The sequence below is a fragment of the Streptomyces sp. NPDC058295 genome (genome assembly GCF_042880655.1).
GTDB classification, from domain to species: Bacteria; Actinomycetota; Actinomycetes; order Streptomycetales; family Streptomycetaceae; genus Streptomyces; species Streptomyces coriariae.
In genome coordinates this window covers 77,160-98,848 of the sequence record NZ_JBHVYO010000005.1, presented here as the reverse complement: position 1 = coordinate 98,848, position 21,689 = coordinate 77,160, and the positions used below count along the sequence as shown (strand labels likewise).

Here is a 21,689-nt window from a genome sequence, read left to right as displayed (position 1 = left end):
GTCGCGTCAGCGCAGCACCGCCCCCAGCAGGTCGGACCCCAGTGCCGTCAGCGCGGGCAGGTCGAGCGTGTAGCGGACGTAGCGGCCGTCCCGCCGGGCCGTGAGCAGGCCCGCGCGGCGCAGTACGGCGAGGTGGCGGGAGACCTCCGGGGGTGTGAGGTCCCATGCGTAGGCCAGCTCGCGGTTGGTCTGCGGGCTGCGGGCCAGGGTGCGCAGCAGCCGTAGCCGTACCGGATGGGCGAGCGCCTCCAGCCGCAGGGTGACCGTCTCCAGCGACACCTGCTCCGGCTCCGGCTCCGCCGCACCCGGCTCGGCCACCGGGTACTGCACCACCGGGTGCCACCCGGGCGCGTGGACGGCCACGAGGTGCGGGCGGCCGAAGACGCTGGGGATGAAGGTGACCCCGGTGCCGTGGGCGGTGGTCGCCTTGTCCTGGAGCTTGTCCACGATGATGCAGTCGCCGTCCGGTGCCAGGGTGACCGCGTCGGAGACCGACGCGAGGGCCGCCCCGATGCCCTGGCGCTTCAGCAGGTCGTTCTTCACGCGCAGGTCGGTGGCGAGTCGCACGGCGACGCCCGCCCAGGTGGCGTCGAAGAAGGCCTCGGCGCACTGTTCGAGGGTGTCGCGCACCCGCGCCCGTACCGCGGCCGGGTCCGCGAGAAGCCTTTCCGCGAAGGCCTCTTGCAGTGCCCCACGGGACTGGGCCAGGTCCAGGGCCCGCTCGCGGGCACTCGCGTCGGTGAGCGGCGACCGCGTACCGAAGTGGACCCGGTTGCTGCCGCAGGTGGTGACGAGTGCGGCGGTCACATACCTCTCGTCGTCGATCCGGTCGACGTCGTCCAGTTCCTCGGCGAGGGTCGGGCGGGGCCGGGCGGGGATCAGGAAGTCCGCCTGTGAGGACCGCCAGAGGAACTCCGCCTCCCGCAACCGCTCGGCCAGCTCGGGCCGCAGCCCGGTCCAGACGTCCCCGGCCCAGTCGGCGAGCTGCGGATGGTGCCCGGGTTCGGCCAGCACGTGCAGCATCGCGGTCAGCTCGGCCAGCGGGGAGGCGGCGAACCGCAGTCGCTCCAACGGCAGGCCGCTGATGTCGATCCTCAACGTCATCCCTCATCATCACCGACCGGCCGGCCGACGACGGCGTCGGTTGACGGTCTCCGTCAACCGACGTGCCCGGCCCGGCGGTCGAACCCACCGTTGCCGCCATGGCAATCACCAGCACCGCGAAGATCCGGCCCCGCGCCCTCGTCCGGGCCTCCGGAGGGCCCCGCTATGCCGTCGCCCTGGCCGTGGACGCGCTCGGCACCGGCCTGCTGCGACCCTTTCTGCTGCTCTACGGGGTGACGGTGCTGAGGCTGGCCGCGCCGGTCACCGGTATCGCGATGACGGCCGGCATCGTCGTGGGCCTGGTGTGCATGCCCGCGGTGGGCCGCTGGCTGGACCGGGGCGCACGCAGCACCGTCGTGGCGGCGTCGATGCTGGTACGGGTACTGGGGGTGGCGCTGCTGCTTGCCACCCCGGCGGGGCACGCCTGGCCGTTCGCGACGGCGGCGCTCTTCCTCGGCATCGGCAACCAGGCCTGGCCGGCCGCCCACGCCGCCCTCGTGGCCACGGTCGCCCACGGCCGGGAACGCGACACCGCTCTCGCGGCGGGCCGTGCCCTGCGCAACGCGGGCCTGGGCACGGGCGCGCTGATCGCCACCGCGTGCCTGGCCGGCGGTACCACGGCTCTGCAGGCGCTGGCCGCCGTCACCGGAGTCGCCTATCTCGCGGCGGCGGCCCTGGCGTGGTCGGTCCACCTGCGCGCGGATCCGGCCACGGGCCCGGACGAGGACGGAGCCGCCGACGCAGCTCCCGCTCCCGTCCCCCGGATGCGCGCGCTGCTGGCCGCCAACGTGGTCTACGTGTTCTGCCTCAACGTGCCGGAGATCGCGCTCCCCCTGGTCCTGGTGACCCAGTTGCACGCGTCCCCGGTGTGGTCGGCGGCCATCTTCGTGGCCAACACGGTGCTGGTGGTCACCTTGCAGGTTCCGGTCACGGTCCTGATGTCCCGTTACTCGCGGCGGAGCGTGCTGGCTCTCGCCGGCGTGGTCCTCACCGTGTCCTACCTGGGCTTTCTCGCGGCCACCGCACTGGGGCACGGCTGGGGTGCCCCGGCGGTCGCCGCCGTGTCCGTGGTCTGCACCCTCGGCGAGATCATCTACGCCGGCAGCGCCACCGCGCTCGTCACCGTCCTCGCCCCGGCCCACGCCCTGGGCCGCACGCTCGCCCGCTTCGAGCTCTCCACGGGCTTCGGCCTGGCCGTCTCCCCGGCGGTCATCACCGCTCTCGCACCCCACGGTCCGGCCGCGCTCTGGGGCGGTCTCGCCGGTGCGACGCTCCTGTCCGCCGCCGCCGTCGCCACCGAGAAGGATCAGACAACGCAGCCCAAGGACTCCGGGGCCGGGCCCAGCGGATCCTCCGCCAGCACCGCCGGAGCGCTCAGCGCCGCCTCGTACGCCGTCCGTTCGAACACGAACGGCCCGATCGGCAGCTCGCCCCACTCCTCCCGCTCCGGGTAGTGGAAGCCGGACCAGGTGACCGTCGCGGACGTCACGGCGACGCGGGCCATGAGGGGCCAGCACTGCCAGATGCCACAGGGACAGCCGAGGAGCGGGGTCCGGTCGGCCGTACGCAGAAACGGGTTATCGGTGAAGTCGAGAACGCCCAGCCCGCCGTGCTGCCCCCAGATCACCTCGGCCGACTCCCGCTCCTGATCCTCGAACTGCCCCAGGAGCTCCGGCCGCCACAGCTCCCGCGTCGCCCAGGCGGTCAGCGCCCGCAGATCGACCCCGTCGACGCGCACACCCCAGACCGGGGCGGCGGGACGATCGTCCCAGGGACAGTGGAAGAACTCGATGCCGTTCACCCGCCGCATACTCCCGGGCCGGGGGCCCCTCCCGCGAACTCTTAAGAGGGGGTGAACAGGGCCTGGAGGGTTCGGGTGGCTGTTTCGCGCAGCCAGGCGTGGGCGGGGTCGTTGTCGTGGCGCTGGTGCCAGAGCAGGTAGAGGGGTACTTCGGGCAGGTCGAGCGGCAGCGGCAGTGTGGTCAGGCCGAGTTGGTGGCGGGCGGAGCGGGTGGCCGCGTCGGGGAGGGTGACCACGAGGTCGGTTTCGCGGGCGAGTTGGAGTGCGGTGGCTGTGGTGGGGGCGGAGGCGATGACGCGGCGCTCGTGGCCGAGTGCGGTCAGTGCGTCGTCGATCCGGTCGTGGAGGCGTCCGCGCCGGGAGACGGTGAGGTGATCGGCCGCCGCGTACCTCTCGGCGGTCACGGGCTGTTCGGTGAGGGAGTGGCCCGGGCGGACCGCGAGGACGAGCAGGTCGCGGCCGATGAGGCGGTGGCGGACGTCGGGCAGGGACGGCGGGCCGGCACTGGAGGCGAGGTCGACCTCGCCGCGGCGCAGCTCGGGGGTGTCGTCACCGGGCTCGGCGGTCAGCCGCAGCTGCACCCCGGGGGCCTGGCGGTGCACCGCGGCGATCAGGGCGGTCCCGCAGGTGGTGGCGAGGGCGTCGTGCCAGCGGACGGTGAACACCCGCTCCAGAGTCGCCAGGTCGAGTTCCGTCTGAGCGGACAGCAGGTGGTGGGCCTGCTGCACCAGGGCGTGGACCTGGGTGCGCATGGCCAGGGCGCGGGTGGTGGGAGTCATGTGGCGTCCGGTGCGGACCAGGATCTGGTCACCGGTTGCTTTGCGGATACGGCTCAGGGAGCGGCTCATCGCCGGGGAGGTGACGTGGAGGCGGGCCGCGGCACCCTGGACGCTTCCTTCCTCCAGGAGCGCGTCCAGGGCGGTGAGCAGGTTCAGATCCAGTTGCATGGCAGTAACTGTACAAGTGAAAACCATGCACTTGTTGTTAACAGTCGCGGCTTCTACCTTCGAGATGCGGGGCGGAACACAGCTTCCGGAAACACCCCCGCTTCTACCGAATCCAGGGAGTGCGCCATGACCACAGCCATGCCTTTCGACCTCGACGCCACGCTCCTGTCCGCGGTGACCGCCGCGGTGGAGGACGCCGGAGCCACCCTGCGGCAGCGCTACACGACCCATGCCCGGGGCGTGAGCCTGGAGGAGGTCGTCGGCGAGATCCACGCGAACGACGACGCGGTCCTCGCCGTGATGCGCGAGCCACTGCTGCGGGCGAGGCCGGGGTCGCAGTGGGCGGAGGACGAGCTGGCCGGCGGGGCACTCCCGACCGGCGAGTGGTGGGTCGTCGACCCGGCCGAGGGCAACATCAACCACGTCCACGGCATGCCGGACTGGGGCGTCACCGCCACCCTGGTGCGCGACAACCATCCGGTCCTCACGGTCGTCCACCTCCCGCTGACCGGCGACACCTACACCGCCACCGCCGGCGGCGGCGCCCACCTCAACGGCCGTGCCCTGACCGTGTCGGCGAAGGACGATCTGGGTGCCGCGCTGATCGGCACCGGTCAGGCCCGGCCCGGCGAGAGCACCGACACCTTCCGCCGCATCGGCGCGTCGGTCACCGCCATGCTCACCGCCGGTCTCGTCGTGCGCGTGTCCGTCCCGGCCACGCTGCAGCTCATCCACGTCGCCGCCGGACGCATGGACGCCTTCTGGCAGTTCTCCGACGTCCGCTCCGGCCTCGTCGCCGGCGCCCTGCTGGTCACCGAGGCCGGAGGCACCGTCACCGACCTGGACGGCAAGCCCTGGAACGCGGCCAGCCCCGACTTCCTGGCCGCAGCCCCCCACATCCACACCGCCGCGCTCGACGTCCTCACCTCGATCTGACCCCCCGGCCCGAACCCCCCTGGCCCTCCCACCCCAGACCGCAAGGAACCCCCTATGACCAGCATCGGCATCCTGGGCGCCGGCCGCGTCGGCACCAACCTCGCCCGCACCCTCGACGCGGCGGGACACCACGTCACCCTCGGCCACCGCAGACACGGCGACGAGGGGGGCACGCCGCCCGCGGACGGCACCGCGATCCGCTACGCCGATCACTCCACCACCGCCCGCACCGCGGACATCGTCATCAACGCCACCCCCGGCGACACCGCCCTGGAGCGGCTCACCGCCCTGCGGGCCGAACTCGCCGGCAAGATCCTCATCGATGTCTCCAACGCCACCCACGACGCCGACGACGGCATGCCCGGGGACCTGTGCCACCCGGGCAGCAGCCTCGCCGAACAGCTCCAGGCCGCCCTGCCCGACACCCACGTCGTCAAGACCCTCAACACCATGCTGTTCACGGTCATGACCGCCCCCGGGGAACTGACCGTCCCGCCCACCGCCTACCTCTCCGGAAACGACGAGCAGGCCAAGAAGACCGTCACCACCCTCCTGGGGGACCTGGGCTGGCAGACCGACTGGATCGAAGACCTCGGCGACATCACCACCGCCCGCGCGACAGAAGCCATGATCCTCGTCGTCCCCCACGTCCTGCGCCGCCACGGCTTCACCCCCTTCGCCGTCTCCCTCGCCCGCTGACCCCGCCCCGCTGGGAAAGACGTGCCCCGGCCGCCTCCGCGCGGCCACAACCGAGGGTCGCCGATGGATCGTCGCCGAGACCGGCGTGGAGGGCCCCGGCGAACACAACCCGTCCCTGCGCAACCTGGTCGGGCCGGCTTCGAGCCGACGTACGACCGGGCCGACTGGCTGTGGCTCGCGTAGACCGAAGTCACGGTCCGTAGCGCACCGGAGGACCCAGTCCTTGGCGCACCGGAGGAACAGCCCGGACGGCCGCACACCGCATGTCATCCACGCAGGGCGAGCCCCGTCACAGGCTCCGACTGCTGACCCGTGCCCGAGACGATCCACAGACCAGGACGGCCATGACCACGCTCTCCACAGCCCGAACCACCTCACCGCAACGGCCCCACCGGGCCCGTTGGACCATCCCTGCCCGGCTGCGCAAGAGCATCCTGGTCACCCATGTCGTCTCGGCGGGAGCCTGGATCGGCATCGATGTCCTCTCCGTCGTCCTGGTGGCGATCGGCTGGGTACGCGCGGGCGCCGACCGCACCGCCGTATACCGCGCACTCGCGGACTTCTTCGTCGTCCCCCTCCTGCTGTCGGCCCTCATAGCAGGAACGACCTGCCTGATCACCGGCGTCCTGCTGGGTTTGGCGACCAAGTGGGGACTCGTACGCTTCTGGTGGGTCGCTGTGAAGCTGGTCCTCAACGTCGTCGCCTGCGCGATGATGCTGGCCTTCCTGGGCCCCATCACCGAACTCGCCACGGGCGAGCAGCCGTTGCAGGACATCTGGTTCGTCTCGTTCCTCGGAGCCACCGCCCTGGCGCTCCTGAGCTTCGCCACCGGGCTCTCGGTCTTCAAACCATGGGGCCGAGTCCGCAAGTCCCAGCCCCATGAGATGTGAGGTCCTAGTGCTGGTACAGCCCCTCCACCTGGTCGGCGAAGTCCGCCAGGACCGCCTCGCGGCGGAGTTTCATCGAGGGGGTGAGGTGGCCGGCGTGCTCCGAGAAGTCGGTCGGGAGGATGGCGAAGCGGCGGATCGACTCGGGGCGGGAGACCAGCTTGTTGGCCTCGTCGATCGCTCGCTGGAGCACGGCGTGCAGGTCCGGGTCGTCCATCAGCAGCTCCACCGGGACCGGGTGCTTGCCGTTCATCTGGCGCCAGTGGGTGAGGCCGTCCGGGTCGAGGGTGAGGAGGGCGGAGACGTAGGGGCGGCCGTCGCCGAGGACCATGGCCTGGGAGACCAGGGGGTGGGAGCGCAGCCAGTTCTCCAGGGGCGCGGGGGCTACGCTCTTGCCGCCCGCCGTGATGATCATTTCCTTCTTGCGGCCGGTGATCGTCAGATAGCCCTCGTCGTCCAGTTCGCCGATGTCACCGGTGGGCAGCCAGCCGTCGGGGGCGGCGGGCACCACTCCCCCGGCCGCCGGGTCCCAGTAGCCCCGCAGGACGTGTTCGCCGGCGATCAGGATCTCGCCGTCCGCCGCTATGCGGATCTTCGTCCCCGGCAGGGGCCAGCCGACCGTGCCCAGGCGGGGCTTGAGCGGCGGGGTGACCGTGGACGCTCCGGTCGTCTCCGTCAGGCCGTAGCCCTCGTAGATCTCGATGCCCGCGCCGAGGTAGAAGGCGGAGAGACGTCGGCCGAGGGGCGAGCCGCCGCAGATGGCGTGCCGGACGCGGCCGCCCATGGCGTTGCGGATGCGGCGGTAGACGAGCGGGTCGTACAGGGCGCGGGCCGCGCGGAGGGTGGCCGCGGGGCCGGATCCCCTGCCGGTCTTCTGGGTCTCGATCGCCTCGCCGTAGCGGCGGGCCACGCCGACCGCCCGGTCGAAGGAGGACAGCTTGCCGCCGGCCTCGGCCTTCGCACGGGCGGTGTTGAAGATCTTCTCCAGCATGTACGGGATGGCCAGCAGACAGGTGGGTCTGAAGGCCGCCAGGTCTGGGAGGAGTTCGTCGGCCTTCAGGCTCGGGGCGTGGCCGAGGCGGACCCGGGCGCGGACGCAGGCGATGGCGACCATGCGGCCGAAGACGTGGGACATGGGGAGGAAGAGGAGGACGGAGAGGTCCTCGCCGCTCGACTTGAAGACCGGGTAGAGCAGTTCGATCGCGTTGTCGACCTCGGCGAAGAAGTTGCCGTGGGTGAGCGCGCAGCCCTTGGGGCGGCCCGTGGTTCCGGAGGTGTAGATGAGGGTGGCGAGGGTGTCGGGGACCAGCATCCCCCGGCGGATCTCGACCTCGGCGTCCGGTACGTGCTCGCCCGCCTCGATCAGCCGGTCCACATGCCCCTTCTCCATCACCCACAGGTGGTGCAGATCGGGCAGCCGGTCGAGTTCGGGGCCGAGGGCGGCCGCCTGGGCGGCACTCTCGGTGACCAGGGCGACCGCGCCGGAGTCGTGGAGGATCCAGCGGGTCTGGAAGACGGAGGAGGTCGGGTAGATGGGAACGGTGACCAGGCCGGCCGCCCAGGCCGCGAAGTCGAGCAGCGTCCACTCGTAGGTGGTGCGGGCCATGATGGCGAGCCGGTCGCCGGGCACGAGACCCTCGGCGATCAGCCCTTTGGCCACCGCGTGGACCTGGGCGGCGAAGCGTTCGGCCGTGATGTCCGTCCACTCGCCGTCCTGGCCCTTGCGGCTGAGCACCACCGTCTCGGGGACGGCGGCCGCGTTGTCGTAGGGCAGGTCGGCGAGCGACCCGTACGTCACCGGGCGGGCGAGCGCCGGTACGGACGCCTCCCTGACCACGCCGTCCAGTCGTCGTGTCTCGGGTTCCACCAGGGTGGGGGGAGCGTCGGGGTCGGCGTAGGCCGAGCCTTCGGCTGGATACGGGGTGGACACGGGCGACTCCCTGGGCGTGCAGCGACGAAACTGCTTGCTGCATGACGTACGTGCCTCAACTACCGAGGCGTTCAACCGGGATGCCCCTAAGAAAGGGGTTACCGCCAGTTAGGTAGGGGATCGTACGGCGCTCACGTGTGGGGCTTGTGCGCGTTTCGGGATGTTCCGGGGCTGGGGATGTGCAGTGTCGGGGGTTATGTGAGGAATCTTCACGTTCGTTCCAGAATCGCGGTGACCCCCTGTCCGCCCGCCGCGCAGATCGAGATCAACCCCCTTGCGGGGCCCTCCCGTTCGGCGAGCAGCTTGGCCAGCGTCGCCACGATGCGGGCGCCGGTCGCCGCGAAGGGGTGACCGGTGGCGAGGGAGGAGCCGGCCACGTTCAGCCGGTCGCGGTCCACCGGCGCCAGCCCCTGCTTCTCCCAGGCCGCGAGCGTCGCCAGCACCTGGGAGGCGAAGGCCTCGTGGACCTCGAACAGGTCGAAGTCCTCGATGCCCAGACCGGTCCGCTCCAGCATGCGCGGGACAGCGTACGCGGGCGCCATCAGCAACCCGTCCTCGCCGCCCGCGACATCGCCGCGTACGAAGTCCACGGCCGCCGTCTCGTACGCCGTCAGGTAGGCGAGCGGCTCCAGGCCCCGCGCCTCGGCCCACTCCTCGGAGGCGAGGAGCACCACCGCCGCGCCGTCCGTCAGCGGCGTCGAATTGCCCGCCGTCATGGTCGGGTTCGGCCCGTCGGCGCCGAACACCGGCTTCAGCGCGGCCAGTTTCTCGACCGTGGAGTCCGGCCGCAGGTTGTGGTCGCGGGTCTGGCCCTGGAAGGGGACCACCAGGTCGCCGAAGAAGCCGCGTTCGTAGGCTGCCGCGAGCCGCTGGTGGCTGGTGGCCGCCAGTTCGTCCTGGGCCTCGCGCTCGATGCCCCAGGCGCGGGCGGTGACCGCCGCGTGCTCACCCATGGAGAGACCGGTGCGCGGTTCGGCGTTGCGCGGGATCTCCGGGATCAGATGGGCGGGGCGGATCTGCGCGAGGGCCTTGAGGCGGTCGCCCGTCGACTTCGCCCGGCGGGCCTCGAGGAGGATCCGGCGCAGCCGGTCGTTGACGCCGAGCGGGGCGTCGCTGGCGGTGTCGGCGCCGCCGGCGATCGCGGACTCGGTCTGGCCGAGGGCGATCTTGTTGGCGGCGGCGATCACCGCCTGGAGGCCGGTGCCGCAGGCCTGCTGGATGTCGTAGGCGGGGGTGCGGGCGTCGAGCTTCGAGCCGAGGACGGTCTCCCGGGCGAGGTTGAAGTCGCGGCTGTGCTTGAGCACGGCCCCGGCGACCAACTCGCCGACGACGCCGGGCACATCGAGCGCGTAGCGGTTCGCCAGACCGTTCACGGCGGCCGTCAGCATCTCCTGGTTGGAGGCGGTGGCGTAGGGGCCGTCGGAGCGGGCGAAGGGAATGCGGGTGCCGCCGACGATCGCGACGCGGCGGATCCGCGGCAGTTCCGGCCGGGGCTCGGGCACGCCGCTCTCCGCGACCTTCAGGTGGCTCACCCGCCGGCTCGCCCGTGACGGTTCCGAGGTACTCATCTCGACCTGCTCCTCACCCGTGACCTAGACTTACCCACGGTAACCTTACTCCAGAGTAAGCACCCGGTACGAGGTGTGCGCCGAGCCCGTGGGAGATCATCATGGCCGACCGCTATCTGAGCTTCACCGCCACGGCCCCCGGCCGGTTCCTCACCGCGCGGCTCGGGCTCCCACAGCCGGCCGCGCTCAGCCGCTGGACGGCCGAACGTCCGTCCCTGGACGGCCACTTGCTGCACCTCACGGCCGGCGGACCGTCCGGGCTCGACCTCGCGCCGGTCCTGGCCCGCACCGGACTGCCCACGACCGCGAAAGCCCTGGTCTCCGGTGCCGGCTCCGGCACCGGATCCAGTGCCGGAGCCACCGACCCCGCCACCGCCCACGCCCACGCCCCCGCCGCCGTCGCCGCCGTCGTCCTGGACGCGACCGGGGTCCGGGACGTCGACGCGCTCGCCGAGGTGCACGCGGCCCTGCACCCGGTCGTACGGTCGGTCGCCGCGAGCGGGCGGGTCGTCGTGCTGGGCGCACCCCTGGACGCCCGGGACCACCACCAGGCGGCCGTACAGCAGGCCCTGGAGGGCTTCGTCCGGTCCCTCGGCAAGGAGATCGGACGGGGCAGGACCGTCAACCTCGTCCGGCTGACCGACGCGTCCGCCGCCGAGTCCACGCTGCGCTTCCTGCTCTCCCCCAAGTCGGCGTACGTCAGCGGCCAGGTGATCGGGGTCGCGGCCGAGGGGCCCGACGGCCCTGTCGACTGGGATCTCCCGCTCACCGGACGCACCGCGCTCGTCACCGGCGCCGCCCGCGGCATCGGCGAGGCCGTCGCAGAGACACTGGCCCGGTACGGCGCCCATGTCGTCGTCCTGGACGTGCCGCAGGCCGCGGAGGACGCCCGCCGGGTCGCCGCGCGGCTGGGCGGCAGCGCCCTCACGCTCGACATCACGGCCGCCGACGCGGGCGAGCGGATCGCCGCCGAGCTGCCCGACGGGCTGGACGTGCTGATCCACAACGCGGGGATCACCCGGGACCGGCGGCTGGTCAACATGCCCGCCGAGCGCTGGAGTTCGGTACTCGACGTCAATCTGGCCAGCGTGCTGCGCACCACGGACGCGCTGCTCGCCAAGGGCGCCCTGCGGCAGGGCGGGCGGATCGTGGCCACCGCCTCCATCGCCGGACTCGCGGGCAACGCGGGGCAGACGAACTACGGCGCGAGCAAGGCGGGCGTCGCCGGTCTGGTCCGGTCCCTCGCGCCGCGCGCGCTCGCCGAGCACGGGGTCACGGTGAACGCGGTGGCGCCGGGCTTCATCGAGACGAGGATGACGGCCGCGGTGCCGTTGTTCATCCGCGAGGCGGGGCGCCGGATGAACTCCCTCGCGCAGGGGGGCCTGCCGGTCGACGTGGCCGAGACGACCGCCTGGCTCGCCCATCCGGCGTCCGGCTCGGTGAACGGGCAGGTCGTGCGCGTGTGCGGCCAGAGTCTGCTGGGGGCGTAGTGACCGGCGTGGTGACCAACCTGTCCGGGCCTCCGTCGCTCGGCCCCCTGCTCGCCCTCGGCGCGCTGCGCTCGCCGTTCAAGCGACCCCGGCCGGGCGTCGCGTTCCCCGGCACCGGCGACCGGCTCGTCCTGCCCGACCTGCGGGTGGACCTGGCCCGGCTGGCGGCCTACGAGCGGGTGTGCGGCTTCCCGACCGGCGAGGACTCCCTGCCGCTCACCTATCCCCACGTCCTCGGCTTCCCGCTGGCCATGCGGATCATGAGCGGCCGCGGCTTCCCGCTGCCGCTGCTCGGCCTCGTCCACACGTCGATCGAGATCACCCGCCACACCGCTCTCGCGGCCACCTCCAGCCACGAACTCGCCGTGCACGTCGAGCGGTTGGCCGCGCACCGGCGCGGGACCGAGGCGGTCGTCGTCACGGAGCTGCGGGACGGCGGCGCGGTCGTGTGGGAGTCGACGAGCACGTATCTGGCCCGGCACCGCACCGAGGCCGCGCCCGCTCCACGGGAACCGGAGCCCGACCCGCTCGCCGTGCTCGACGAGTGGCGGCTCGCCGCCGACGTCGGACGCCGCTACGGCGCCGCGTCGGGCGACCGCAACCCCATCCACCTCCACCCGCTCACCGCCCGCCTCTTCGGCTTCCCCCGGGCCATCGCGCACGGCATGTGGACCGTGGCCCGCTGCCTCGCCGCACACGGCACCCCCCAGGCCGTACGGGTACGCGCGGAGTTCCGGGCACCGGTCCTGCTACCGGGAACGGTGACCTTCGCGGCGGACGGCGAACGGTTCGAGCTGCGCGGGCCGGGAGAGTCGGGACGGGTTCATGTGAGCGGCCGGGTGAACCCGCTCACGCCGTGACCGGCCCCGGGTGAAACGGGGTCGGGTGGCCGGGCTCGGGTGGCCTGGCCGGGCCCGGATGACCAGGCTCGGACGACCGGCCCCGGATGACCAAACCCGGATGACCAAGCCCGGGTGGCCGGCGCGTCGGCAGGGCGCCGGTTGCCCGGTCCGTCGTGGCGTGCTTCCGGCGGGTCGCCCGGTGGTCCTGCGCGATCGGCCCCCGAAACTGCCCTTGAGGTCCTTACCCCGGCCGCGTTCCGTCGAGCACAGTGGTGGGTTCAGATGGCTCTGTCGCTGAAGGGAGCGTCCATGCGCGCGCAGGACCAGGAGAAAGACCTGGGTGGCAACCGCCGGTCCAAGGCCGGGAGGGGCTCCGCCCGGTCGTCGCTCCCAGGGCCGGCGGCGGGACTGCTCGCCCTCCAGCGCTCGGCGGGCAACGCGGCGGTGACGCGTGCCATCGAGGAACAGCGGCACGAGCACGGCCCCGGCTGCGGCCACGCGGACCGGTCGGTCCAGCGGGATGCGGAGACCGCCGACGCACAACAGGACGCGGTGCAGCGCCGGGCGTCGCTGGCCGAGGTGACCGGATCCGGCGGCAGCGGTCTGGACCCGCGCATCCAGGCCAAGGCCGAGCAGGCGTACGGAATGTCGCTCGGCCACGTGCGCGTGCACAACGACGCGACCGCCCAGCGCGCGAGCGCCGACTTCCAGGCCCACGCGCTGACCGTCGGCCACCACATCGTGCTCGGCTCGTCCCAGGTGGACGACGAGACGATGTTCCACGAACTCGACCACGTCCGGCAGCAGTCGCAGGGCCCGGTGGCGGGCACCGACAACGGCTCGGGTGTGAAGGTGTCCAACCCGGGCGACGCCTTCGAGCGTCAGTCGGCCGCCAACGGCCGTCTGGTCGCGCAGGGTTCGGCCCCCGACCTCTCGCTGCCCGGCTCGGCGGGCCACGGGGCTCCGGTGCAGCGGGCGGCGGCCGGCGAGCGGCAGAGCGTGCAGCGGATGCCCAAGGAGGCGACCAAGTCCAGGGCCGGCAGGGGCGGCAAGAAGGCGACCGTGGCGCAGGCGATCACCAGGGCGCTCGTGCAGAACCACGGCTGGAAGGAGTACGGCGGGCAGCAGAACAAGACCGTGCACTTCCCGATCGCCTCCGACAACGCCCCCGATCACGCGAAGAGCGAGGGGCTCAAGGGCGCCGCGCTGAGCGCGATGTACCACGGCACCGGCAACATCCGGAAGGAACGCTCCTTCTCGGCGGAACGCCCGGAGCAGGCCCTTCGCTGGATCTCCACCGTCACCTTCAACTACCTCAACGACCTGCGCAAGCAGCCCGAGGAAGTACAGGCGGGCGTGAGCGCCGTCCAGCAGGAGGGGCCGGAGGGCGCCGCCACGCGGTACCAGCTGTACATCTCGTCGAACAAGGACGGCGCCAACAAGGCACTCTCCGACCTGTACGAAGGCAAGGCCAGCGCCGCGGAGTTCCTCACCGCGATCCTGAAGGCCGGCGAGCCGAACCTCTCCAGCCGCACGGCGCTCGAACAACGGCACGCCCAGAAGCTGTCCTCACGTCTGCTGGAGAGCGGGCAGGGCAGGGAGGCGTACAGCACGGTTCTCCAGGCTCTCGGTGGCTCGGTGAGCGTGCCCGCGAAGCGGGAGGACGCCGCTACGGACGGCCTGCACGCCGAGCGCCGCATCGTGGAGAGCGCGCCGGCGGGCAGCGTCTCCGCGATCGCCGGGGTCAAGCGGCCCTGCATGGTCTGCTACATGGAACTCTTCGTCGGCGACGACTCCAAGCGTCCCGGCCCCTACTGGCCGAGCAAGGCCTCCAACATCGGGGAATCCGACTACACCATCGCGAACGCCGACATGCTCGCGCTGCGCATCCACACGGCGGCGGAGAAGGGCGGCGGCACGCACGTCAGCCTCCGGGTGGACTGCGAGGGCCAGGAGCGGGTGGACACCGGCTACGGCTCCGAATCCGACTCCTCGGCCTCGGACAGCGAGCAGGCCCCGGCGCTGATACCGGCGGATGCGATGGACCTGAGCTGAGGCGACACCCGAGGGCCTGACCGCGAAGGGCCCGACCGCGAGGCCCTCAGGCCTCCGGTGGGGTCCAGGGCCGGCCGTCCATGAGGTTTCCCAGGCCGGCCCAGGCGAAGTTCATCAGGGTCGCCGCCGCCTGCCGGGCGGTGGTGCCGTCGGCGGTGTTGGCCCAGGCGGCGAGGGACTCGGCGGCGCCGACCAACGCCTCGGCGAGTCCGGCGACCTCCCGTTCGGCCAGGTCGGGGTCCATGGGGGTCCCCCCGCACGAGCGAAGCCGAGGGTGGGGGAGGGCCTCCCGGGCCGCGACCACGATCAGGTGCGTGACGAACGCGACGATCTCCTCGCGCATCGCCGTGACCTCGGCGGCGAAGGGCTCGCCGTGCGTGCGGGCCTGAAGATGCAGCACGGACCAGGCGTGCGGATGCTCGGCGGTGTGCGCGAAGAACGCCCGCAGACCGTCCCAGAGTTGGCGGTCGGCGGGCAGGTCGGTGCGGACGCCGGTGCGCACCGCCGCGACGAGCGCTGTGGCCTCGCGCCGGATGCAGGCGGTGAAGAGGTCTTCCTTGGAGTTCAGGTACAGGTACACCAACGGCTTGGACACGCCCGCGAGTTCGGCGATCTCGTCCATGGACGCGGCCATGTACCCCCGGCGGCCGAAGGTCTCCACGGCGGCGTCCAGCATCTGCTGCTCACGGACCGCACGCGGCATCCGCTTGGTCTTCACGGTCCCCATGGACACAGCGTAGTTGGGCCCGCTCGGGTCCGGCCCGGCCCGCCCCGCCGTGTGACGCGACTACGAGGTCTGCGCCTGGCCCTGCGGCTGCGTCGCCTCGTCGATCGAGGCGTCCTCCTGGGACTTGTTGGCCTCCAGGTTGGCCTTCATACGGTCCACCCGCTCCACGACGTGCACCGAGGCACGGTCGCGCTCCTTGCGCAGCACCACGAAACTGATCGGCGCGGAGATCACCAGCGACAGCAGCAGGATCCACATGATGTTGGAGTCGCCGAGACCGCGGGGCACGACGCCCGAGTAGACGAGACCCCAGACGACCACGAGGCAGCCGGCGAAGACACCGAGGCGCATCAGTGTGTAGCGGAGCATGTCAATCCACTCTTCCGATTCCAAAAGGGGCCGTCATCCAGTGAAGCACGCCGGGGTGCCGATCTTGCATCGGGGTGCGAACGGTCGGAGCGGTCGCGCCGGTCACGTCAGGGGCAGCAGCATGATGATGTCGTCGCGGTCGTCACCCGGCGCGACCCTGATGGCGCCGGGCACCCGGCCGACCTCCTTGTAGCCGCAGGAGCCGTAGAAGTGCTCCAGGCCGAGGCCGCCCCGGCAGGTGAGCCGGATCGCGTCGATGCCGTCGAAGGCGCGGGCCTCCTCGGCGGCGGCCGCCAGCAGGTCGCGGCCGTAGCCCTTGCCCTGGTGCCGGGGGTGCACCATCACCGTGTAGAGCATCACCCAGTGGGTCTGGAGCCGGTGGGTGTTGAAGCTGAAGAAGGCCGTCGCCGCCACCTCGCCGGCCGCGTCGTGTCCGACGAGCAGCCGGGTACGGCCCTCGACCATCTGGACGAGGTGGCGGACCAGCTCCGGCCGGATCGTCTCGCGCTCCACCGGCGCCACGAAGCCGACGGCTCCGCCCGTGTTGGAGACATCCGTCCACAGGTCGAGGATGCCGTCACGCAGGGCGGGGGTGACGGCGGGATCGAGAGTGAAAGTAAGGGCCACGGAAGGATGCTAATCCTTACGCGGCCCTGACTTCCATGTCCCTGCTCCTACCGCCTCAGACCCGCATCGGCTGCGGCGACTCGCGGAGCGCCGGGTCGGGGCCGTCGTACTCGCGGATGATCTCGTACCGGGTGTTGCGCTCCATCGGGCGGAAGCCGGCGTCCCGGATGAGGTCCAGCAGGTCGTCGCGGGTCAGCTTGTTCGGGGTGCCGTAGTTGTCGGCGTCGTGCGTGATCTTGTACTCGACGACCGAGCCGTCCATGTCGTCGGCGCCGTGCTGGAGCGCGAGCTGCGCGGTCTGGACGCCGTGCATGACCCAGAAGACCTTGACGTGCGGGACGTTGTCGAAGAGCAGCCGGGAGACCGCGAAGGTCTTCAGGGCCTCCGCGCCGGTCGCCATCTGGGTGCGGGCCTGGAGCCGGTTGCGGACCTTGCCGTCCTGCATGTCCACGAAGTCGTGCTGGTAGCGCAGGGGGATGAAGACCTGGAAGCCGTTCGTCTCGTCCTGGAGCTCACGCAGGCGCAGGACGTGGTCGACGCGGTGGCGGGGCTCCTCGATGTGGCCGTACAGCATGGTGCACGGGGTCTTGAGCCCCTTCTCGTGCGCCAGCCGGTGGATACGCGACCAGTCCTCCCAGTGGGTGCGGTGGTCGACGATGTGCTGCCGGACCTCCCAGTCGAAGATCTCGGCGCCGCCGCCGGTCAGCGACTCCAGACCGGCGTCGATCAGCTCGTCGAGGATCTCGGAGGCCGACAGCCCGCTGATCGTCTCGAAGTGGTGGATCTCCGTCGCCGTGAACGCCTTCAGGGAGACGTCCGGGAGCGCGGCCTTCAACTCCCGCAGCGAGCGCGGGTAGTAGCGCCACGGCAGGTTCGGGTGCAGGCCGTTGACGATGTGCAGCTCGGTGAGGTTCTCGCCCTCCATCGCCTTGGCGAGCTTCACCGCCTCCTCGATGCGCATCGTGTACGCGTCCTTCTCGCCCGGCTTGCGCTGGAAGGAGCAGTAGGCGCAGGAGGCCGTGCACACGTTCGTCATGTTGAGGTGCCGGTTGACGTTGAAGTGCACGACGTCGCCGTTCTTGCGGGTCCGCACCTCGTGCGCCAGTCCGCCCAGCCACGCCAGGTCGTCCGACTCGTACAGCGCGATGCCGTCCTCACGGGTCAGCCGCTCACCGGCCCTGACCTTCTGCTCCAGCTCGCGCTTGAGTCCGACATCCATGCCCACACCTCTCTACGACTTCCTACTGCCTGCTACGACGTCCTGCGAGGCACCACCGACCACCAACCGTACGGCTACACCTCTTCGGGAAGCTCCCCGACCCGGTTCTCCCACTTGGTGGAGAGCACGATGGTGGTACGGGTCCGGGACACGCCCTTGGTCCCGCTGAGCCGCCGGATGATCCGCTCAAGACCGTCCACGTCGTTCGCCCGCACCTTGAGCATGAACGAGTCGTCGCCGGCGATGAACCAGCAGTCCTCGATCTCGCTGAGGTCCTTCATCCGGTTCGCCACGTCCTCGTGGTCGGCGGCGTCGGAGAGGGAGATGCCGATGAGGGCGGTGACGCCGAGGCCGAGCTGGGCGGCGTTCACCGTGGCGCGGTAGCCGGTGATGACCCCGGCCGCCTCCAGCCGGTTGATGCGGTCGGTGACGCTGGGTCCCGACAGACCGACGAGGCGTCCCAGCTCCGCGTAGGAGGCCCGGCCGTTCTCCCTCAGGGCCTGGATGAGCTGCCTGTCCACCGCGTCCATGCGATCGAAGCCTTCCGATAAGGAGAGATGAGGAGTGTGGGGGGGAGTTCCTGAAGCGGATGTTTCTGAAGCGGGTTTCCCGAAGCGGGTGTTCCCGCGGCGGTGGTGCGTGCCGTCCGCGCCGTCCGCGTCCGACGCTCAGGCGGGAGGACGGGAGCCGCCGCCGATCTCGCCCTTCCAGCGGCGGTACAGCCCGTGCCCGACGCCCGCCGCGTCGAGGACCCGCCCGGCGACGAAGTCCACCAGGTCCTGGATGTGGGTGGCGCCCGCGTAGAAGGCCGGGGAGGCCGGCACGACGCTCGCGCCCGCCTCGTCCAGGGCGACCAGATGACGCAGGGTCTGCCCGTTCAGCGGGGTCTCCCGGACGGCCACGACCAGCGGGCGCCGCTCCTTGAGCGTCACGCTCGCCGCCCGCTGGAGGAGGTCCTTGGAGAGCCCGAGGGCGACCCCGGCCACACAGGCGGTGGAGGCGGGCACGATCAGCATGCCCTTCGTGGCGTACGAACCGGAGGAGGGCCCGGCGGCCAGGTCCCCGGCCGCCCAGTACCGCACCCGGTCGCCCTCGCGTTCGAGGTCCACGTCGAAGGTGCCCGGCTTTCCGTCGGCCCCACGCGCGAGCCATTCCCGCAGGTCGTCGTGCCAGTGCGCGTCCCGGAAGGAGATCCCCGTCTCGTCGAGCAGGGTGAGCCGCGAGGCCCGGCTGACCACCAGGTCGACGCTCTCTCCCGCGGCGAGCAGCGCCCGCAGCACAGCGGCGGCATAGGGCGTACCGGACGCCCCGGACACCCCCACGATCCAAGGCACGCGCTGCGTTTCTCCTGCGTTCACACCTTGAGCGTACCGGTGGGCGGAGAGGTCTTCAGGACCGGTCGGCCCTGGAGCCCGCGTGCCCCCTTCGCTCCCCGCGCCCGCGCGTTCACCCGGACGGAGTACATGGACCGATCACGCGGACCGACCGGCCCTAGACCGTGAGCCCCCGCACCAGCAGGTCGATCAGCGCGCACCCGAACAGGCTGATGCCGATGAACCCGTTGGTCGAGAAGAACGCCCTGTTCAGGCGGGTCAGGTCGTGCGGCCGCACGATCGTGTGCTCGTAGACGAAGGCACCCGCGACGATCACCAGGCCGAGCCAGAAGAAGGCACCGGCGTCGGTGGTCAGGGCGTACCAGACGAACAGGGCCGTCGTGATCGCGTGGCAGACCCGCGCGCCCCAGACCGCCGCCGGGATGCCGAAGCGGGCCGGGACCGACATGACGCCGACCTCGCGGTCCGTCTCGACGTCCTGGCAGGCGTAGATCAGGTCGAAGCCGCCGATCCAGATGCCCACCGCCAGGCCCAGGATCACCGCGTCCCAGGACCACTCGCCGGTGATCGCCAGCCAGCCGCCGATCGGGCCCATCGCCTGCGCCAGGCCGAGGATGGCCTGCGGGAAGTTCGTGAAGCGTTTGCCGTACGGGTACACGACCATCGGGATCACCGCGATGGGGGCCAGGGCCAGGCAGAGCGGGTTCAGCAGCGCCGCCGCGCCCAGGAAGATCACCAGGGCGATCAGGGCGCCGGTCCAGGCGTGCCGCACCGACATCGCGCCCGTCACCAGCTCGCGGTGCGCCGTGCGGGGGTTACGGGCGTCGATTTCGCGGTCGATGATCCGGTTGACCGCCATGGCGAAGGTGCGCAGCCCCACCATGCAGACGGTGACCAGCAGCAGCTTGCCCCAGTGGATGTTCTCGTCGGTCCGGAACATCGCCGTCAGCGCGGCGATGTAGGCGAAGGGCAGCGCGAAGACCGAGTGCTCGATCATCACCAGCCGCAGGAAGGCCTTGGTGCGTCCTGGCTGCGGCAGCGCCGCGGAAGCGGAACTCACAGTCCGTACTCCTTCCAGCGGCGGTCGACCTTCGCCGCCGTATCCGGGTCGGACAGCACCATCTCCGGCCAGCCGCCGTCCCGCGTGTACCCCTCCTCGGGCCACTTCCGGGTCGCGTCGATGCCGGCCTTGCCGCCCCAGAACTGCTGGTAGGAGGCGTGGTCGAGATGGTCGACCGGTCCTTCGACGACGGACAGGTCGCGGGCGTAGTCGGTGTTGCCGAGTGCCCGCCAGGCGACCTCGTGCAGGTCGTGGACGTCGCAGTCCGCGTCGACGACCACGATCAGCTTGGTCAGGGACATCATGTGGGCGCCCCAGACCGCGTGCATGACCTTCTGCGCGTGCTTGGGGTACTTCTTGTCGATCGAGACGATCGCGCAGTTGTGGAAGCCGCCGGCCTCGGGCAGGTGGTAGTCCACGATGTCCGGGACGATGATCTTCAGCAGCGGGAGGAAGAAGCGTTCCGTGGCGCGGCCCAGCGGGCCGTCCTCCGTCGGCGGCCGGCCGACCACGATCGACTGGAGCAGCGGCCGCTTGCGCATCGTCACGCAGTCGATCTTCAGGGCGGGGAACGGCTCCTGCGGGGTGTAGAAGCCGGTGTGGTCGCCGAACGGGCCCTCCGGCAGCATCTCGCCCGGCTCCAGCCAGCCCTCGATCACGACCTCCGCCTGCGCCGGCACCTGGAGCGGGACCGTCTTGCAGTCGACCATCTCGATCCGCTTGCCCGCGATGAAGCCGGCGAAGAGGTACTCGTCGATGTCGCCGGGGAGCGGGGCGGTGGAGGCGTACGTCACGGCGGGCGGGCAGCCGAAGGCGATCGCGACGGGGAGCTTCTCGCCCTTGCGGGCCGCGACCTGGTAGTGGTTGCGGCTGTCCTTGTGGATCTGCCAGTGCATGCCGATGGTGCGCTTGTCGTGGCGCTGGAGGCGGTACAGGCCGAGGTTGCGGATCCCGCTCTCCGGGTCCTTGGTGTGCGTCAGGCCCAGGTTGAAGAAGGAGCCGCCGTCCTGCGGCCAGGTGAAGAGGGCGGGGAGGGCGTCGAGGTCGACGTCGTCGCCGTGCAGGACGACCTCCTGGACGGGTGCGTCCTGGGGCTTCACCTTCTTCGGCGGGACGTGCGTCATCGCGCCGAGCTTGCCGAACGCCTCGCGCACGCCCACGAACCCGTGCGGCAGCTCGGGCCGCAGCAGTCCGCCGATCTTCTCGCTGATCTCGGCGTACGACTTGAGGCCTAGGGCCTTCAGGAGCCGTCGGTCGGTGCCGAACACGTTCATCGCGAGGGGCATGCTCGACCCCTTCACGTTCTCGAAGAGGAGCGCGGGGCCACCGGACTTCTGGACCCGGTCGACGATCTCCCCGACCTCCAGATACGGATCGACCTCAGCCTTGACGCGCTTGAGGTCGCCTTCGCGTTCCAGTGCCCTGAGCAGGGAACGAAGATCGTCGTAAGCCATGTGTCCCAGTATCGCCGAGGCCCGTCCGGCGCCGACGCGCGCCCCGTACTACGCCCCCCGCACCACGGCGGATCCGGCCCGCCCGCGAGGGAACGTTTTCCGCCACCCGCTACCCTGGCCCGGTCACCGGGGCCGTTCCGCGCCCCCGTCGCCGTCTCCTGGGGGAACCCGCCACCATGCTCAGGTATCTGCCGTTCCTGCTGGTACTGGCGCTGTGGATCTACGCCTTCATCGACTGCCTCAACACCCCCGAGGAGGAGGTGCGGGGGCTGCCGAAGGTGGTCTGGGTCATCATCATCCTGCTCTTCGGCGAGGTGCTCGTCGGTCCGGTCGCGTGGCTGGTGGCAGGCAAGGCGCGCCGCGCGCCCGTGGGCGGTGGCACGCCGGCCGGGTCGCCCCGCGGCCGGCGGGCCGAGTGGGTCGCGCCCGACGACAACCCCGAGTTCCTCAAGTCCCTCAAGGAGAACAAGGGAGAGGACAAGAAGGACGACGAGGCTCTCCTCAAGGACTGGGAGGCCGACCTGCGCCGCCGCGAGGACGAGCTGAAGCGCCGCGAGTCCGGTGAGGACCCCCAGCCTCCGCAGAGCTGAGACACGCCGACGGCGCCCTGCGGTCTCGGTGAGACGCGGGCGCCGGGGCA

20 protein-coding genes are annotated in these 21,689 nt (G+C 71.5%); 8 read left to right on the top strand and 12 right to left on the bottom strand.

The features are described from left to right. Positions 1 to 6: 6 nt before the first annotated feature. A complete protein-coding gene (locus tag ACFVYS_RS07185; protein WP_389499659.1) occupies positions 7 to 1,104 on the bottom strand; it encodes a DUF5937 family protein in 1,098 nt (365 codons plus the stop codon). 98 nt (positions 1,105 to 1,202) lie between these two features. Between ACFVYS_RS07185 and ACFVYS_RS07180 the strand changes: the two genes are divergently transcribed. Beyond that, positions 1,203 to 2,558 carry an MFS transporter gene (locus tag ACFVYS_RS07180; protein ID WP_389499658.1) on the top strand — a complete coding sequence of 452 codons (1,356 nt, stop codon included), beginning with the start codon at positions 1,203 to 1,205 and terminating at the stop codon, positions 2,556 to 2,558. Positions 2,559 to 2,946: 388 nt separating this feature from the next. Here ACFVYS_RS07180 and ACFVYS_RS07175 read toward each other — a convergent pair whose 3' ends face one another. Next, on the bottom strand, positions 2,947 to 3,852 hold the full coding sequence (locus ACFVYS_RS07175; protein ID WP_389499656.1) for a LysR family transcriptional regulator: 906 nt from the start codon (positions 3,850 to 3,852) through the stop codon (positions 2,947 to 2,949). A 126-nt stretch (positions 3,853 to 3,978) separates the two neighbouring features. Between ACFVYS_RS07175 and ACFVYS_RS07170 the strand changes: the two genes are divergently transcribed. The 3 genes from ACFVYS_RS07170 (at position 3,979) to ACFVYS_RS07160 (ending at position 6,377) form a co-directional block, all read left to right on the top strand. After that, a complete protein-coding gene (locus ACFVYS_RS07170) occupies positions 3,979 to 4,788 on the top strand; it encodes an inositol monophosphatase family protein (protein WP_389499654.1) in 810 nt (269 codons plus the stop codon). Between the two features lie 54 nt (positions 4,789 to 4,842). Next, the gene (locus tag ACFVYS_RS07165) at positions 4,843 to 5,487 is read left to right on the top strand and encodes an NADPH-dependent F420 reductase (protein WP_389499652.1); all 645 of its coding nucleotides are present in this window, start codon (positions 4,843 to 4,845) and stop codon (positions 5,485 to 5,487) included. A gap of 344 nt (positions 5,488 to 5,831) precedes the next feature. Continuing rightward, positions 5,832 to 6,377, top strand: coding sequence for a hypothetical protein (locus tag ACFVYS_RS07160; RefSeq protein WP_389499650.1), 546 nt, complete (start codon positions 5,832 to 5,834; stop codon positions 6,375 to 6,377). 4 nt (positions 6,378 to 6,381) lie between these two features. Here the strand turns inward: ACFVYS_RS07160 and ACFVYS_RS07155 are convergent, their stop codons facing one another. Further along, positions 6,382 to 8,304 (bottom strand): AMP-dependent synthetase/ligase, encoded by a 1,923-nt coding sequence (locus ACFVYS_RS07155; protein ID WP_389499648.1) that lies wholly within the window; start codon positions 8,302 to 8,304, stop codon positions 6,382 to 6,384. 209 nt (positions 8,305 to 8,513) lie between these two features. Beyond that, positions 8,514 to 9,872 carry an acetyl-CoA C-acetyltransferase gene (locus ACFVYS_RS07150; RefSeq protein WP_389499646.1) on the bottom strand — a complete coding sequence of 453 codons (1,359 nt, stop codon included), beginning with the start codon at positions 9,870 to 9,872 and terminating at the stop codon, positions 8,514 to 8,516. A 101-nt stretch (positions 9,873 to 9,973) separates the two neighbouring features. On the opposite strand from ACFVYS_RS07150, the gene ACFVYS_RS07145 reads away from it, so the two are divergent. The 3 genes from ACFVYS_RS07145 (at position 9,974) to ACFVYS_RS07135 (ending at position 14,259) form a co-directional block, all read left to right on the top strand. Next, the gene (locus tag ACFVYS_RS07145) at positions 9,974 to 11,362 is read left to right on the top strand and encodes a 3-oxoacyl-ACP reductase (protein ID WP_389499644.1); all 1,389 of its coding nucleotides are present in this window, start codon (positions 9,974 to 9,976) and stop codon (positions 11,360 to 11,362) included. Further along, positions 11,362 to 12,222, top strand: coding sequence for a MaoC family dehydratase (locus ACFVYS_RS07140; RefSeq protein ID WP_389499642.1), 861 nt, complete (start codon positions 11,362 to 11,364; stop codon positions 12,220 to 12,222). Before ACFVYS_RS07145 ends, ACFVYS_RS07140 begins: the two co-directional genes overlap by 1 nt. 291 nt (positions 12,223 to 12,513) lie before the next feature. Next, positions 12,514 to 14,259 (top strand): DUF4157 domain-containing protein, encoded by a 1,746-nt coding sequence (locus ACFVYS_RS07135; RefSeq protein WP_389499640.1) that lies wholly within the window; start codon positions 12,514 to 12,516, stop codon positions 14,257 to 14,259. Between the two features lie 46 nt (positions 14,260 to 14,305). Here the strand turns inward: ACFVYS_RS07135 and ACFVYS_RS07130 are convergent, their stop codons facing one another. The 8 genes from ACFVYS_RS07130 to ACFVYS_RS07095 form a co-directional block, all read right to left on the bottom strand. Beyond that, positions 14,306 to 14,986, bottom strand: a complete 681-nt coding sequence (locus ACFVYS_RS07130) for a TetR/AcrR family transcriptional regulator (RefSeq protein WP_389499638.1) — start codon at positions 14,984 to 14,986, stop codon at positions 14,306 to 14,308. A gap of 60 nt (positions 14,987 to 15,046) precedes the next feature. Further along, on the bottom strand, positions 15,047 to 15,355 hold the full coding sequence (locus ACFVYS_RS07125) for a DUF4229 domain-containing protein (protein WP_389499636.1): 309 nt from the start codon (positions 15,353 to 15,355) through the stop codon (positions 15,047 to 15,049). A 102-nt stretch (positions 15,356 to 15,457) separates the two neighbouring features. Next, positions 15,458 to 15,982 carry a GNAT family N-acetyltransferase gene (locus ACFVYS_RS07120; protein WP_389499634.1) on the bottom strand — a complete coding sequence of 175 codons (525 nt, stop codon included), beginning with the start codon at positions 15,980 to 15,982 and terminating at the stop codon, positions 15,458 to 15,460. A 55-nt stretch (positions 15,983 to 16,037) separates the two neighbouring features. After that, positions 16,038 to 17,201 (bottom strand): aminofutalosine synthase MqnE, encoded by a 1,164-nt coding sequence (mqnE, locus tag ACFVYS_RS07115; protein WP_389499632.1) that lies wholly within the window; start codon positions 17,199 to 17,201, stop codon positions 16,038 to 16,040. A 74-nt stretch (positions 17,202 to 17,275) separates the two neighbouring features. Then, positions 17,276 to 17,731 carry an Lrp/AsnC family transcriptional regulator gene (locus tag ACFVYS_RS07110; RefSeq protein WP_054238669.1) on the bottom strand — a complete coding sequence of 152 codons (456 nt, stop codon included), beginning with the start codon at positions 17,729 to 17,731 and terminating at the stop codon, positions 17,276 to 17,278. A gap of 138 nt (positions 17,732 to 17,869) precedes the next feature. Next, complete coding sequence (locus ACFVYS_RS07105; protein ID WP_389499917.1) at positions 17,870 to 18,535, bottom strand: UbiX family flavin prenyltransferase; 666 nt, start codon at positions 18,533 to 18,535, stop codon at positions 17,870 to 17,872. A 157-nt stretch (positions 18,536 to 18,692) separates the two neighbouring features. Further along, complete coding sequence (gene mqnP, locus ACFVYS_RS07100) at positions 18,693 to 19,595, bottom strand: menaquinone biosynthesis prenyltransferase MqnP (RefSeq protein WP_389499630.1); 903 nt, start codon at positions 19,593 to 19,595, stop codon at positions 18,693 to 18,695. Continuing rightward, positions 19,592 to 21,049: a menaquinone biosynthesis decarboxylase gene (locus ACFVYS_RS07095; RefSeq protein WP_054238666.1), complete on the bottom strand. Its 1,458-nt coding sequence runs from the start codon at positions 21,047 to 21,049 to the stop codon at positions 19,592 to 19,594. Before ACFVYS_RS07095 ends, mqnP begins: the two co-directional genes overlap by 4 nt. A gap of 176 nt (positions 21,050 to 21,225) precedes the next feature. Between ACFVYS_RS07095 and ACFVYS_RS07090 the strand changes: the two genes are divergently transcribed. Further along, on the top strand, positions 21,226 to 21,639 hold the full coding sequence (locus tag ACFVYS_RS07090) for a PLDc N-terminal domain-containing protein (RefSeq protein WP_389499628.1): 414 nt from the start codon (positions 21,226 to 21,228) through the stop codon (positions 21,637 to 21,639). Positions 21,640 to 21,689 lie beyond the last annotated feature (50 nt).

Bases quoted from the DNA above. Each gene is read 5' to 3' on its own strand.
- ACFVYS_RS07185 (WP_389499659.1), bottom strand. From the start codon at position 1,104: ATGACGTTGAGGATCGACATCAGCGGCCTGCCGTTGGAGCGACTGCGG.
- ACFVYS_RS07180 (WP_389499658.1), top strand. From the start codon at position 1,203: ATGGCAATCACCAGCACCGCGAAGATCCGGCCCCGCGCCCTCGTCCGG.
- ACFVYS_RS07175 (WP_389499656.1), bottom strand. From the start codon at position 3,852: ATGCAACTGGATCTGAACCTGCTCACCGCCCTGGACGCGCTCCTGGAG.
- ACFVYS_RS07170 (WP_389499654.1), top strand. From the start codon at position 3,979: ATGACCACAGCCATGCCTTTCGACCTCGACGCCACGCTCCTGTCCGCG.
- ACFVYS_RS07165 (WP_389499652.1), top strand. From the start codon at position 4,843: ATGACCAGCATCGGCATCCTGGGCGCCGGCCGCGTCGGCACCAACCTC.
- ACFVYS_RS07160 (WP_389499650.1), top strand. From the start codon at position 5,832: ATGACCACGCTCTCCACAGCCCGAACCACCTCACCGCAACGGCCCCAC.
- ACFVYS_RS07150 (WP_389499646.1), bottom strand. From the start codon at position 9,872: ATGAGTACCTCGGAACCGTCACGGGCGAGCCGGCGGGTGAGCCACCTG.
- ACFVYS_RS07145 (WP_389499644.1), top strand. From the start codon at position 9,974: ATGGCCGACCGCTATCTGAGCTTCACCGCCACGGCCCCCGGCCGGTTC.
- ACFVYS_RS07135 (WP_389499640.1), top strand. From the start codon at position 12,514: ATGCGCGCGCAGGACCAGGAGAAAGACCTGGGTGGCAACCGCCGGTCC.
- ACFVYS_RS07130 (WP_389499638.1), bottom strand. From the start codon at position 14,986: ATGGGGACCGTGAAGACCAAGCGGATGCCGCGTGCGGTCCGTGAGCAG.
- ACFVYS_RS07125 (WP_389499636.1), bottom strand. From the start codon at position 15,355: ATGCTCCGCTACACACTGATGCGCCTCGGTGTCTTCGCCGGCTGCCTC.
- mqnE (WP_389499632.1), bottom strand. From the start codon at position 17,201: ATGGATGTCGGACTCAAGCGCGAGCTGGAGCAGAAGGTCAGGGCCGGT.
- ACFVYS_RS07110 (WP_054238669.1), bottom strand. From the start codon at position 17,731: ATGGACGCGGTGGACAGGCAGCTCATCCAGGCCCTGAGGGAGAACGGC.
- ACFVYS_RS07095 (WP_054238666.1), bottom strand. From the start codon at position 21,049: ATGGCTTACGACGATCTTCGTTCCCTGCTCAGGGCACTGGAACGCGAA.
- ACFVYS_RS07090 (WP_389499628.1), top strand. From the start codon at position 21,226: ATGCTCAGGTATCTGCCGTTCCTGCTGGTACTGGCGCTGTGGATCTAC.